This window comes from Silvibacterium acidisoli, from assembly GCA_022870745.1.
Lineage (GTDB): Bacteria > Acidobacteriota > Terriglobia > Terriglobales > Acidobacteriaceae > Silvibacterium.
Window position 1 is genome coordinate 4,435,253 of record CP085323.1, and the last position, 13,229, is coordinate 4,448,481.

Genomic DNA, 13,229 nt, shown 5'->3' on the forward strand with positions numbered 1-13,229 from the left:
TGAGTCAATTAAACTGGAAGAAATGAGAAAACTTGAGAACAAGGTAGCTCTCGTCACGGGAGCAGCGAAGAGGATCGGCCGCGCCATTGCGCTCGCATTGGCTGAAGAAGGCGCCCATGTCGCCATTACCTATCGCGAATCCGAGCAGGACGCACAGGCTACCGTGCAGGAGATCCAGTTTCTCGGGGTGCGCGCCTTCGCCGTGCAGGCAGATGTGCGCGTGCCGGAAAGTATCCAGTCGGCAGTCACGCGTGCGGCCGCTCACTTTGGCCAGCTTGATGTACTCGTGAACAATGCGGGAATGTTTGAGACCGCCGCGCTTGAGAGCCTCACCGTCGAGCAGTGGGATGCCATGTTCGAAACCAATACGCGCGGGCCTTTCCTCGCATCGCAGGCCGCCTATGCGCATTTGAAGGCTTCACAGGGACGCATCATCAATATCGGTTCGCTGGGTGGCACTCACCCTTGGCCTACACATGCGCATTACAGCACCTCGAAGGCGGCGCTGCACATGCTGACCCAGACCATGTCAAAGGCTTTTGCGCCGGAGATTGCTGTAAACTGCGTCGCTCCGGGCATGATCGTGAATAACGGCAACACTTCGGCCGAGTACGAGCACTTCGCGCAGAAGACTCCGATGAAGCGCAATGGAAGCCCGCAGGAAGTCGCAGCGGCTGTGCTCTTTTTTGCTACGGGGCCGCACTTTATCACCGGGCAGCTGATCGGCGTCGATGGTGGACTGGGCCTCTAACCCGGTGTCACCATCATCTTCCTGCACTTCCTGATCGCGGGCCGGAACAGCAAAGACCTAGTTCGAAAACAGGCGGCTGAAAAATCCGCCTTTGCGCCGATTCTGATTCTCCTCGCGCTCGTCTTCGATCTTCTGAGGGGCGGGCTGCGGAGGCAGATCTTCACCGAAGAAGACAGCCTTTGGATTGCTGACACACAGACGTTCCGCGGTCTCCGCACCAAAGCGCTTTGCTACCACCTGGTAGCCTTCGCTCATTTTCGGCGGACGCGAGGCGACATTGTGCGCATCGGTGGCAAGGAAATTCACCCAGTCGCGCTCCAGGAACTGCATGGCCATGGCCTGCGCGGTTTTGCCGAAGCGGCCAGTCAGCGATGCTGCCGTTACCTGCACGAGGCAGCCTTCGCGGAGCCACGGCTTCATCCGCTCCGGATGCTTCTGGATGGTCAGGTTGCGTTCCGGATGCGTGATGATGGGAATCATCCCGGCCACCATCAACTCATAGAACGCGTCGGTCATGGTGTTGGGAATCATCAGGTCGTCGAACTCGACCAGCAGGTACTGTTTGCCGTTGATGGAGTACTTCGAGCGGTTCTTCAGCGCGTCTTCGATGTTGTCGTAGGAGAGGTGGAAGTCGCACCCGAGCCCCAGCGTGAGCTTCGAGCCCACGCCTTCCTGGATCTGCTGCATCCGTTCCCGGTTCACTTCCGGTTGAAAGGGATAACGCGAGTTCGCGTGCGGCGTACACACGACATGCGTGATGCCGTCAGCGGCAGCTGCCTCGGCCATTTCTAGCGACAACTCCAGGCTGGTCGATCCGTCATCGAGGCCGAAAAGCAGATGGTGATGAATATCGATCATCGCGACGCGAGTTCTCCCGTTTGTTAGCGTCCCGCTGCGGCGAGCGTGCCTACCAGCGACTGGAAAATCTTAAACCCATCCGCCGATCCGAGCATCTGCTCGCTGGAGCGGTCCGGGTGAGGCATCATGCCCAGTACATTGCGTCCTTCGCTCAGGATGCCGGCAATGTTGTCGAGAGAACCATTGGGGTTTGCCTGGGGAGTAATCTCACCCTCCGGGGTAGCGTAGCGGAAGGCGATACGGTCATTGCGCTGCAGCGTCTTGAGCGTCTCGTCGTCGCAGAAGTAGTTGCCTTCCATGTGGCCGATCGGAACTTTCAGCACTTCACCCCTGGTTAGCTGGTTGGTGAAGGGCGAATCAAGGGTTTCGCTGCGCAGGTAGACCTGCTTGCAGATGTACTTGAGGCCGGCGTTGCGCATCAGCGCCCCGGGCAGCAGGCCCGACTCGCAGAGAATCTGGAAGCCGTTGCAGATGCCCAACACCGGTCCGCCGGCGTCGGCAAACTTCTTCACCGATTGCATGACCGGTGAAAAGCGGGCGATTGCGCCCGTCCGCAGGTAATCTCCGTACGCAAACCCACCCGGCACGAGGATGGCGTCACAGTTCTCCAGATCGGAGGAGTCGTGCCAGAGGAGGGTAACCGGCTGCTTCGCCAGCTCGGAAATCACGTTATAGGTGTCGTGGTCGCAGTTCGACCCGGGGAAGACCAAAACTCCAAATTTCATACCTTTAGGCTACCGCACTGCAAAGGGAAGTGTGCACGGATAGCGATTTGTTTTTACAGAAACGTACAGAATTTCGTGTTACGTTTCTGGCCATAAGTCTCAGGAAAATAAATGAAAAGCACAATTCTCTGTACCGCTCTTTGCCTTCTCTCTCTGTCCAGCATTTATGCCGACCAGCCAGCCGGCCCAACCGACCCAAAGGCCCAGAAGACTTTTGCAGACGCCAGGAACTGGCTCAAGGAGAGGAACGAGCGGTCCGCTCTCGATTCCTACCGGAAAGCTGACAAACAGGACGGCGGACATTGCGCGGCATGCCGCGACGAGGTCATCCGCCTGGGGTTGCGGGTGGGAGACTTCAAGGCGGCCGACGAGGCGGCAGAAGAAGCCATCGCGCAGGCCCCTGCCGGCGTAGACACGGCACGGGCTCATGAGGCACGCGGATTTATTCTCTTCCGCGAGGGCCAGGCGAAGAAGAAGGACGAATTCTTCACCGAGGCCGACAAGGAATACAAGCTGGCCATCGCCGTCGCACCGAACTTCCCCGATGCTGTCTACGGAGATGGCGTTTCGCTTGCTTATCTCCGCCAGGATGAGGCTGCCAGCAAGGTCTTCCAGCAGTACCTTGCCCTGAACCCCCGAGATAAGACCGCGACCATGGCCCGGGCCCAGCGTTACGTTGCGCATCCTGAACTGGCCCGAGCGCGCATGGCTCCGCCGTTTACCGTGACCACTCTCGATGGCAGGCAGGTTTCACTGGACGATCTGAACGGCAAGGTGGTGCTGATCGACTTCTGGGCTACCTGGTGCGGGCCATGTCGCGAAGCATTGCCGCATATCCAGCAGATCGCGAAAAAGTTTCAGGATCAGCCACTTGTGGTCCTGAGCGTCAGCCTTGACAAGGATGACGCCAAATGGAAGGATTTCGTCGCCAAGAACAATATGACATGGCTGCAGTATCGGGATGGGGAAGGAAACATCGCGAATGCCTTCGCAGTCGAGTCGATCCCCCACACCTTTACCATCGATACCGATGGCGTTTTGCAGGATGAGCACATCGGCGACGCATCGATCGAAGGCAAGTTGAAAAAGCTTTGCGCGCAGGCCCGGCAGCAGCAGGAAATTACCGTCTCGAAAGGACAATAGCATGGGAAAAATTACTGGACTGGGTGGGACGTTTCTCAGGGCAAACGACCCAGCGGCTCTCTATACCTGGTACGAGAAACACCTCGGTCTCAAGAAGAGCGAAGGCGGCTTTATCTTTCCGGCAAAGGCCGAGAAGGGTTCGCTGGTGGTAGCGTTCTTTCCACGGAAATCCGAGTATTTCCCGCCAAGCCAGCCGGCAATGCTGAACTTCCAGGTGGACGACCTTGATTCCTTACTCGACGGCCTGATTGCCGCCGGGGTCAAGGTCGATCCCAAGCGCGAGGACTACGGATACGGACGCTTCGGCTGGTTCACCGACCCGGAAGGGAACCGGGTTGAGCTGTGGCAGGCTTCCGCAGACTGACATCCTCCGTTTACTGATGTACGCTCGACATCGCAGGCTACGCATCGATGTCGGGCGTAACTGCGTCCAACCACCATGCCGGACTTTGACTTTCGCACCGGAGCACGAACCGCAGGAACAGCGCTCGCCAACTGGTGGCGGGCGGTGTCGATTGAAGCGCTCTGTGTCGCGGCCATCTGGTGGATCGGTCTCGTTCTGCTGAGCGTGCCGCTGGCCCCGGTCTGGGCGCTTATTGGCGGCCTCATGACCTTCGTCCCGAACTTCGGCGGCGTCATCACCGTCGTATTTCCGGTCATGATGATCCTTTTCAGCGGCCACGATATGTATCGCCTCGGGCTGGTTCTCGGGCTCTACGCGCTGATCGTGGTGATTGACCAACTGCTGTTGCAGCCCATGCTGCTGAAACGCGTCACGAGGGTACCAATCTGGGCGTCGATCCTGGTTCCCATCGCGCTCGGCATCATCATCCCGTTCTGGGGAGTGTTGCTGGCGCCGCCTCTGCTCGCGGTAATCTATGCGTTCCGCAAGCCGAAGCAATTGCCTCGCTAGCTCGGCAGTGAGCCGAGAATCAAGTGGATTTTTGCGGCCGTGATTGGAATCATGGTCGGCATGGCCAGGAAGTACAGCGTCTCTTACATCGCAGCCGCGGAACTAGGTGGCTTGGCCGGATCCGTGCTGGCATCCTACGTAGTTCGAGGCCGCGCGCCTGACATACTTTTCTGGCTCATAGCGGCGGTGTTTTATCTCGCGGTGAACCTCTGGCTATTTAGGAGCCGGCGTTTTTCAAAATCAGCCCCGCGCTCTGAATAAAATTGACGGCTGCCGATTGCAGCCTTTACCGTTCTTGGGCATGAATCAATGGACGCGTAGAGGTTTCATCGGATCCCTCATGGGGGCTGCGGCGGGGACTGCACTCGCTCAGCACGAGGGCGGCATTCTGGGCTCATCCAAACGGGCGGGAAGTGCACCGGTCAAGATTACAGATCTGAAGTGCGCCATCATCGGCAAGAATCCGGTGGTCCGCATCGTCACCGACCAGGGCATTTCTGGCTACGGGCAGGCCGAGTCGGCCAAACCCTATCTCAAGCCAATGGTCGAGTTCTACAAGCCATATCTCATCGGTACCGACCCCACGGACGTGGGTCGCCAGATGCTGCGGCTTCGCCGCCTGGGTGCATTCAAGCCGTGGGGTGCGGCTCTCAGCGCGATTGAGATTGCGCTTTGGGATGTTGCGGGACAGGCCGCGGACTTGCCTGTCCATAAGCTTCTTGGCGGGAAGATTCGTGACAAAGTTCTTGCGTATGGAAACTCGGAGAACAACACTCCCATCTTTTCTCCGCCCTCGCCGCAGGTGTGCGGAGAACTCGCCGCGAAGATGAAGGAGGCGAAAGAAGGGTACAAGCTGGTCAAGATGCCTGTCGCCTTCCATAACGGACCGATGATGAAGGCGACACCCAATGAATGGTTTGGCCAGCAATGGACGGGCCGGAACAGCCTTTACATGGAGCGCGGTCAACTGACGCAGCATGGTTTCGACTACATAATGCAATGCGTGGAAGCGATGAAGAAGAACCTGGGCGACGACATCGATCTGGCGCTCGACTGCGGGCCGGGCTGGACTCCCAAGGACGCCATTCGTTTCGCTCGCGCCGTCGAACCGTATCATCTCGCCTGGCTGGAAGACCTGATCACCGGTGACGGCGAGCCTTACACCAATGCCCAGGCTTTCAAGCTGGTGACTGAGAGCACGTCGACGCCGATCCACACCGGCGAGGAGGTCTACCTGCGCGAGGGCTTCAAGGACCTGATCGAGATGCAGGCAATAGACGTGGTCGGTCCCGACCCCGAGGATGTGGGAGGTATTGCCGAGCTGAAATGGATCGCCGAGTACGCCGACCTTCACCATATCCAGGTAGCGCCGCACGGCATCTTTGACGGCCTCTTCGGAGTCGCTGCGCAGGTCCATCTCGGCGCGGTATGCCCGCAGAACTACATCGGCTTCGAATACGCGAAGGGACAACCGGAATGGTGGTACGAGATCGTGGAAGGCTTGCCGGACCCGATCGTCAAGGATGGTTACATCGACGTCTGGGATAAGCCGGGCCTCGGAGTCTCCTTCAACATCAAGGCTGCCAAGGCTCGCCTTACAGACGACGACCGTACCTTCTTCGATTGAGTTTGAAGTCGGATGCACCGGTGAGCTGATGAATGCTTACCGGTGCGCCTGATAAAGCCCGGCAGCGCTCAGCTGCGCTTGGTCATCTCGAAGAGATTAGTGGCCTGTGGACCGAGGAAGCCCTGAAAGCGCGAGGTCTTGCCGTCAGGACCGGGCACATCGCCACGCTCGGCGAGTTCGTAATAGGCATAGCTCCAGTGCAGCTTGCCGGCCTTGCCGTCATCATCGATGACCGGGCAATCTTCCATCGCAGCCTTCGTGGAAGATTGGCGCAGCTTGCTGTGGCGCTCGCCCTCGAAACCCTCTTTCATGGGAATGCCGGCAGCGCGCATGGCCGTGACTGTCGTTTCGATATCCGGCCAGTCCTTCACATCCTGTTCATTGATGTAGGCCGTGAAATGGTTCACCGAGTTGCCGTGCAGCAGAGTCCACGCGGCGTATTGCGATTCCTCATCGACAAAGATCACCGTACTGCGTTCTGGTGCGTTCCACGGCCGGCTAAAGAAAGCCGCAAGATTCGCGGCCAGTTCCGAAGTTACGGCACCGGAGAGGCTTTGCCCTTTGGACAGGGAAGCCAGGGCGGTGCGGTCTTTTTCGCTAAGAAGGTCGGGCGCATCGGCAACGGTTTCCCTGATGGCGTCGCGGGTCTCGGGTGGCAGCTGGTCGACTTCGAGCTGGCTGATGAAGATCTTCGGGTTGCGAGGATCGGTTTTGTGTTCGTAGTGCCAGGCGGTCAGATACTTGTCGGCGAACAGGTAATTGTCCTTGCGCTCGTAGCCGAGCGCAAGGAAGATCCGGGCGATGGCCTCGACGCCGCGAGGCTGCTCTCCCGTGTCGCAGTTGAATGTCCTGAAGGCGATGTGGTCGTTCCGCAACTGTCCGCCGCGTTCTTCGACCATGCGTTGATACTGGGCCGCGTAAGCAACGCGGCCTTTATATTGCTGCCACAACAGATCGAGCAGCCCGGCAAGAACTTCAGATTGGCTCATAACAACCTCGCAACTTCGGGATCAAGCTAATCGCTTGCGGCCAAATTTACAATGTTGTTTGTCACCTCTCCAGGACGTATTTGCAGGCCCGGTTACTCCCCGGTTTTCGACTGCGGTTTCACAGAATCAAGGGCGTCGAAGACGATACCCGGAGTCAGCACCTCGGGCAGAACCTTTGGTTGAGCCTGGGGATCGGCGGGATAGATCACGTAGGTTGGCACACTGTTCCGGCCGAGCGAGGCGAGGGTGTTGGCAATCGTCTCGTCATGCGATGTCCAGTCCGCGCGGATCAGCACAACGCCGCTGTTCTTTAATTTGTTCTGAACCTCGGCCTTATCGAGTACCACGCGCTCGTTCACCTGGCAGCTCAGGCACCAGCTGGCGGTAAAGTCCACAAAAACCGGCTTGCCTTGGGCGCGATACCTGGCTACTGCGTCCGGCGTGAACGGTTCCCACCCGGTGGCAGCGGCACCTCCTGTCTTTGCACTCGGAGCAGACAGGGTCCGCGCGGCTTCGACAGGAAGCGCAATCGCCAGAATCAGCACAATTGCGGCGGCGATGGTTGCCGGGGCCTTTGCCGGCCAGCGTCCCATGATCCATCCGGCGATGGCCAGAAGCAGGAATGCGGCCAGCAGCGCTAACAGGGCGTTGACTCCGACCAGCTGCGTGTAGACCCAGATCAGCCAGATCACCGTTCCAAAGATCGGCACGGAGACAGCCTGTTTGAGAACTTCCATCCATGCACCGGGACGTGGCAACAGACGAGTCCACGAGGGGTTGAAGGCCAGCAGCAGATAAGGAATGGCGAGACCGAGGGCAAGAGCCGTAAAGATGACGAAGGTGATGATCGCTGAGCTGGAGAGGGCGTATCCGATAGCCGCGCCCATGAAAGGAGCCGCACAAGGTGTCGCGACAACGACTGCCAGCACCCCGGTAAAGAAACTGCCGGTGTAGCCGCTCTTGTTGGCGAGGCTCGAACCTGCGCTGGTCATGGAGAGACCGATCTCAAACTGGCCGGCCAGCGAGAGGCCCAGGAAGAAGAGCAGCAGCGCCATCATGGCGACGAAGATCGGCGACTGGAACTGGAATCCCCAGCCCAGATTGTGTCCCGCGCCGCGCAGGCCCAGCAACACGCCGACCAGCAGCCAGAAAGATGCCAGGATTCCCACTGTGTAGACGAGGCCGTGCAGCCGCATCTTGTGCCGTTCCTCGCCCGAGGACTGTACAAGCGCCAGTCCCTTGATAAAGAGAACGGGGAAGACGCAGGGCATCAGGTTGAGGATCATGCCGCCGATCATCGCCAGCAGTGCCGTGCGAATAATCTCTCCGGAGCTGGGCGCTATACCGACCGCGGCCGAGTTAATCGCGCCCGGGGTGGCGTGCACTTCATAAGCGCGTCCATCTCCGAGCACCAGAAGTCCGTGCAGCTCTTTCGGTGCGGTGGTGAGTGTGGAGTCTTTCGTCAGCGAAAGCTCTACACCCTTGCCCGTCGCCTTCGCGGTCTGCGGCGCCGGGTTCGAGAGCACATTTTGCTCAAAAGGGAAGAAGGCGGCTGATTTCTCGCTGCTGCCTGTCTCAACGGCCAGGGTGAATCCATCGCCGGAGGCCCGGAACTTCGCCGCATCGCCGGAAGGCAGAGGCTGGGGCAGCTTGCCCTCGCCCTGCTTCAGCAGCGCGGCATCGGCAGCCACTTCACCGTTCGCGGCGGCACCGAAGGGGCGCTCGACGGCAAGCTGCGCATGGCCTGGAATGCAGACCTCGCGGCACACGAGCCATGTTGCCTTGCCTCCGAGGGTGACCTTGCCGCCATCGGCTTTAAAGTCCTGTGCTACGTGCATCGGAATCGGGAAGAGGACTTCGCCCTCGTAGCCGTAGTCCATAAGTGGACCGAGCGGCAGGCGCTTCGGAGCAGGGAACTCGAAGGCGTCGGCCTTGATGCCATCGGGTAAAGCCCATTTCATCGACGGAGGCTCGCCGGAATCGCCGGCATTGATCCAGTAGACGTGCCAACCCGGATCGAGCTTGAAGTAGAGCCCTGCCTTGAAGTTCTGTCCCGGATAAATCTGTGTCGGGGGCACCACAAGCTGCACCGTCAGGTGCGAAGCTGTTGCGGTCGGCCCGGCCGGAGCGGCCGTGTCGGCGTGCATGAGCAGCGGAGCTGCCAGGAGGGCGAAAACGAAGATCCAGAAACGTCGGAACATGGGACTCTCAGCAAACGGGCGTTACGGCGCGCCTTGCTCCTCAATTCTAGTGCTTTCAGAATCTGGCGCGTGCGCTTTATAAGTATTCATAACAAAGTTTGAGGCTTCGCGCTACCACCCCTTCGCCATATATTCCTTCAGGATGCAACGATCCATCACGACCTTGACCCCGGCTTCTTCGGCGCGCTGCGCTGCTTCGGCGTGAACGACGCCTTCCTGAAGCCAAAGTCTGGGGAGCTTGAGCCGGATGACCTCGTCCACGATGGCAGGCACAAATTCAGGAGCGCGAAAAACATTTACCAGGTCAATTGGGGCGCCCGCGCCTGCAACGGCGGCTTCGAGAGAGGGGAAGGCCGGCTCGTCGAGCGCGCTGTCGATGGCCGGGTTGACCGGCACGATGCGGTAGCCGCGAGCCTGCATAAAACGGGAGACGCCGAGCGAGGCGCGGCCTTCGCGGTTGGTCAGGCCTACCACGGCGATGGTCTTCGCGCTCTCCAAAATCTCTCGTATTACGGTGGGATCGTTCATTCGTTTTCGCCCTCCTGAAATGAATCTCTTCGATCATCATCTCAACAAATTCGTAACCCGGACCGGCATCAAACTTTGAGACAATGACCGCTGCCATGCGATTTCAATGTTTTACCGTTCTTAGTCCCGTTCTAGTTTTTGGGGGCCGCGCCTGATGAGCCTGAAAGGCTGGTTGCTCTCCGATCTTCACCTTCCCGAAGCCGCTCACACCGGCGAGGAGGCACAGCACCCCTGGTGGGCCGTGATGTGTCTTACCGGCGTCGACTACTTCTCGACGCTCGGGTATCAGCCGGGGATTGCTTTCCTCGCCGCCGGGCTTCTTTCTCCCGTAGCCACACTTGTTCTGGTGCTGGTTACGCTCTTCGGTGCTCTGCCCGTCTATCGGCGCGTCGCCGAGGCCAGCCCCAACGGGCAGGGAAGCATCGCGATGCTTGAAAGGCTTTTTCCGCGCTGGAAGGGCAAGAGCTTCGTTCTAATCCTGCTTGGATTTGCGACCACCGATTTCGTCATCACGATGACGCTCTCGGCAGCCGATGCGGCCACGCACTTCGTAAAGAATCCGCTCACCCCTGCCTGGACGCACAACCAGATGGGTGTCACCCTGATCCTGCTCGCCATGCTTTGTGCGGTCTTTCTCAAGGGATTCACCGAGGCGATCAATACTGCGGTGGTTCTGGTCTTCGCCTATCTCGGGCTGAACGCCGTAGTGACCTTCGAGGCGGTATGGCACCTGGCTCAACATCCGCACCTGATTGCGGACTGGCAGCACAATATCTTCAAGGCACACTCCAATCCGCTGGCCATCGTCGGCATTTCACTCATCCTGTTTCCCAAGCTGGCGCTGGGCCTCTCCGGGTTCGAGACCGGAGTGGCTGTGATGCCGCTCGTCAAGGGAAAGAATACGGAAGAGCGCATTCGCCATACGCGCCACCTGCTCGTAACCGCTGCCATCATCATGAGCATCTTTCTGATGGCCACCAGCATTACCTCCGCGCTTCTGATTCCAGCCAAAGCCTTCCAGGAGGGCGGTGATGCGAATGGCCGCGCCATGGCCTACCTTGCCCACCTTTACCTCGGCAACGTCTTCGGTACGGTCTACGACATCAGCACTATCCTGATCCTTGCCTTTGCCGGCGCATCGGCCATGGCGGGCCTGCTGAACCTCATCCCACGGTACCTGCCGCGTTTCGGCATGGCGCCGGAATGGGCCCTTGCTTCGCGTCCGCTGGTGCTGGTCTTCTTTGTGGTCGCTGTTACGGTCACAAAGCTCTTTCATGCCGATGTGGATGCGCAGGGCGGAGCTTACGCGACCGGCGTCCTCGTGCTGATTACCTCGGCTTCGCTGGCCGTGGCGATCTCGGTGTGGAAGCAATGGCTTCGCTGGCCTTATCTGCTGGTTTTTCTGCTCTTCGTTTACACAACGGTGCTGAACATGGGCGAACGGCCTGAGGGCATCAAGATCGCCTCGTTCTTCATCATGGCGATTGTGGTGGTCTCGCTGATTTCAAGGGCTATTCGCTCGACGGAACTGCGCATTACAGGCGTCACCCTGTCCGCCGAGGCGGTCGATATGATCTGCGACGATCCGGACGGCGTCATTCGCATCGTTGCCAAGAAGCCGCACTATGATGGCTATGACTGGGATGAGGCCGATGCGCGCACACGGCTTCTGCACAATCTGAGTGAAGACGAATGCCTCTTCTTCTTTGAAGTGGAGCGTACGGACGCCTCGGAGTTCCAGGACAATCTCGCGGTGGAGGTCCGTCGCGAGGGCCGTCATCGCGTACTCTTCGCGCGCAGTCCCGCCGTGCCCAACTCGATTGCCGCGCTCCTTATCCAGCTTGAAAGGCATACCGGCCATGTGCCGCATGCTTATTTCAGTTGGACCGAGGGTAATCCGGTGCTCAACATCATCCGGTACGTCTTCTTCGGAGAAGGCGATACGGCGCCGATCACTCATGAAGTGTTGCGGCGCGCCATCGAGGACCCGAAGCGGCGTCCGATTGTCCACGTGAGCTGAGGATGCCGAAATCGATTGTGGCGGGAAGGTGGCCATGTTACAGTTCCCGCGCATTCAGATTCTGTTTCTGAAAGGGACGAACAATGAAACAGCTTTGGGCATTAGGGCTTTGCGTGGGTCTGTGCATTCCCATGTATGGACAGGACAAGGAAAAAGTCACGGACCGCATCGCCGATTCCACGGCAGTGCTGCGCCAGTTGCTTGCTACGCCGGATAAGGGTATTCCCAGCGATCTTCTCGACCGCTCCGAATGCGTGATTGTTTATCCGTCTGTTAAGAAAGCAGCTTTCATTGTGGGCGCTAGCTACGGCCGCGGTGTCATCACCTGCCGTACCGGCCGCGACCTTCGCGGACCGTGGAGCGCTCCTGCAATGTTCGCTCTCGAAGGCGGCAGCGTCGGCTTCCAGATCGGTGGCCAGGCTACCGACTTCGTTCTGCTGGTGATGAACGACCAGGGCGCTCAATCGGTTCTGAAGAGCAAGGTCAAACTTGGCGGGGATGCATCGATTGCCGCCGGGCCGGTCGGCCGCAACACCAGCGCAGAGACGGACATCGTGATGAAGGCCCAGATCCTTTCCTGGTCACGTACAAGGGGAATCTTTGCGGGTATCTCCCTTGCCGGTTCCACCATGCGCTCCGATAACGACTCGAATAAGGCGCTATATGGCCGCAGCCTCACGGCTACTGAAATCGTCCGTGATGGAGCTGTTCCGCCACCGGTTGCCGCGCGGCCCCTGTTGCATTTGCTGAACCGGGTCACGCCCGGGCACCGCAAGAAGTAGCTGGGGAAAACCCGTCACAACTTCGCCGTTCCGCTCCCGGAACGGCGAAGTTGATTTATCGGGTGATGATCACTTCGTAGAGATTGTCTTTGGCGAGAAAGAAGCGGTAATTCGAGAACTTGGAAAACAGCTTCTCGATGCTGCGGTTGGTGTAGACGCGCAGGATGGGGTGAGGAGCCGTTTCCTGCAGCTCGATATTTTCGCTGTCGGTAAGGTGGTAACGGCAGAGGCCTGTATCCTGACCGGTCGTCTTCGAATGGAAGATAGCCAGGATTCGTCCGCCGGGCTTCACTGCTCCATGCAGATGCTTTACGAAGTCTGGAACCAGTTTCTCGGGCAGGTAGTCGAGCGTTGTCCACAGAAGCACCACGTCGAACTGCCGTCCGGCGAAATTCAGATTCTGCTCAAAGAAGCCTTTTACATCGAACCCCGGCTCACCGTTCTCTTCCCCGGGTGGTAGTTGCCACGAGCCGGTGAGTGCTTCATGCACGGTGTCGGACATGAAGCAGCTGTGTCCGAGATTCGTGATGAAGTTGATGTTGGTCGGTGAGGTTGGCCCGATATCGAGCACGTTAAGGCCATCCTGCTCTTTTAGATGCTTGAGCATGGCAGTCCATCCGCTCGAACGGCGGGGGACACGCGGCCCATTGAGCACAGTCCGCGGACTGTGCTCGGGTTCTTCCTGCTTGCGA

Annotated in this window: 13 protein-coding genes; 7 read left to right on the top strand and 6 right to left on the bottom strand. The window is 58.9% G+C overall.

Annotated features, from left to right (window positions below; genetic code table 11):
- The first annotated feature begins 22 nt into the window (after positions 1-22).
- Positions 23-751, top strand: a complete 729-nt coding sequence (locus LJD29_RS18460; protein ID WP_446743041.1) for an SDR family NAD(P)-dependent oxidoreductase — start codon at positions 23-25, stop codon at positions 749-751.
- 57 nt (positions 752-808) lie between these two features.
- Here the strand turns inward: LJD29_RS18460 and LJD29_RS18465 are convergent, their stop codons facing one another.
- Together LJD29_RS18465 and purQ are read right to left on the bottom strand one after the other, a co-directional pair.
- Positions 809-1,609: a tyrosine-protein phosphatase gene (locus LJD29_RS18465; protein WP_446743042.1), complete on the bottom strand. Its 801-nt coding sequence runs from the start codon at positions 1,607-1,609 to the stop codon at positions 809-811.
- Positions 1,610-1,632: 23 nt separating this feature from the next.
- Positions 1,633-2,334 carry a phosphoribosylformylglycinamidine synthase subunit PurQ gene (purQ, locus tag LJD29_RS18470; protein WP_446743043.1) on the bottom strand — a complete coding sequence of 234 codons (702 nt, stop codon included), beginning with the start codon at positions 2,332-2,334 and terminating at the stop codon, positions 1,633-1,635.
- 111 nt (positions 2,335-2,445) lie between these two features.
- Between purQ and LJD29_RS18475 the strand changes: the two genes are divergently transcribed.
- The 4 genes from LJD29_RS18475 to LJD29_RS18490 all read left to right on the top strand — a co-directional run bounded on the left by LJD29_RS18475 (position 2,446) and on the right by LJD29_RS18490 (position 6,017).
- A complete protein-coding gene (locus LJD29_RS18475; protein WP_446743044.1) occupies positions 2,446-3,477 on the top strand; it encodes a redoxin domain-containing protein in 1,032 nt (343 codons plus the stop codon).
- A 1-nt stretch (position 3,478) separates the two neighbouring features.
- Positions 3,479-3,841, top strand: a complete 363-nt coding sequence (locus tag LJD29_RS18480; RefSeq protein WP_446743045.1) for a VOC family protein — start codon at positions 3,479-3,481, stop codon at positions 3,839-3,841.
- Between the two features lie 75 nt (positions 3,842-3,916).
- On the top strand, positions 3,917-4,390 hold the full coding sequence (locus tag LJD29_RS18485) for an AI-2E family transporter (RefSeq protein WP_446743046.1): 474 nt from the start codon (positions 3,917-3,919) through the stop codon (positions 4,388-4,390).
- A gap of 340 nt (positions 4,391-4,730) precedes the next feature.
- Positions 4,731-6,017: a mandelate racemase/muconate lactonizing enzyme family protein gene (locus LJD29_RS18490; RefSeq protein ID WP_446743047.1), complete on the top strand. Its 1,287-nt coding sequence runs from the start codon at positions 4,731-4,733 to the stop codon at positions 6,015-6,017.
- A 68-nt stretch (positions 6,018-6,085) separates the two neighbouring features.
- Here the strand turns inward: LJD29_RS18490 and LJD29_RS18495 are convergent, their stop codons facing one another.
- From LJD29_RS18495 to LJD29_RS18505, 3 genes are all read right to left on the bottom strand, one after another.
- A complete protein-coding gene (locus LJD29_RS18495) occupies positions 6,086-7,006 on the bottom strand; it encodes a DUF1338 domain-containing protein (RefSeq protein WP_446743048.1) in 921 nt (306 codons plus the stop codon).
- A gap of 92 nt (positions 7,007-7,098) precedes the next feature.
- Complete coding sequence (locus tag LJD29_RS18500) at positions 7,099-9,207, bottom strand: protein-disulfide reductase DsbD family protein (protein WP_446743049.1); 2,109 nt, start codon at positions 9,205-9,207, stop codon at positions 7,099-7,101.
- Between the two features lie 111 nt (positions 9,208-9,318).
- The gene (locus tag LJD29_RS18505; protein WP_446743050.1) at positions 9,319-9,735 is read right to left on the bottom strand and encodes a CoA-binding protein; all 417 of its coding nucleotides are present in this window, start codon (positions 9,733-9,735) and stop codon (positions 9,319-9,321) included.
- A gap of 154 nt (positions 9,736-9,889) precedes the next feature.
- On the opposite strand from LJD29_RS18505, the gene LJD29_RS18510 reads away from it, so the two are divergent.
- Positions 9,890-11,755: an amino acid permease gene (locus tag LJD29_RS18510; RefSeq protein WP_446743051.1), complete on the top strand. Its 1,866-nt coding sequence runs from the start codon at positions 9,890-9,892 to the stop codon at positions 11,753-11,755.
- Positions 11,756-11,838: 83 nt separating this feature from the next.
- Positions 11,839-12,537: a lipid-binding SYLF domain-containing protein gene (locus LJD29_RS18515; protein ID WP_446743052.1), complete on the top strand. Its 699-nt coding sequence runs from the start codon at positions 11,839-11,841 to the stop codon at positions 12,535-12,537.
- 55 nt (positions 12,538-12,592) lie between these two features.
- On the opposite strand, the gene LJD29_RS18520 is transcribed toward LJD29_RS18515, so the two are convergent.
- Positions 12,593-13,144 (bottom strand): methyltransferase domain-containing protein, encoded by a 552-nt coding sequence (locus tag LJD29_RS18520; RefSeq protein WP_446743053.1) that lies wholly within the window; start codon positions 13,142-13,144, stop codon positions 12,593-12,595.
- Positions 13,145-13,229 lie beyond the last annotated feature (85 nt).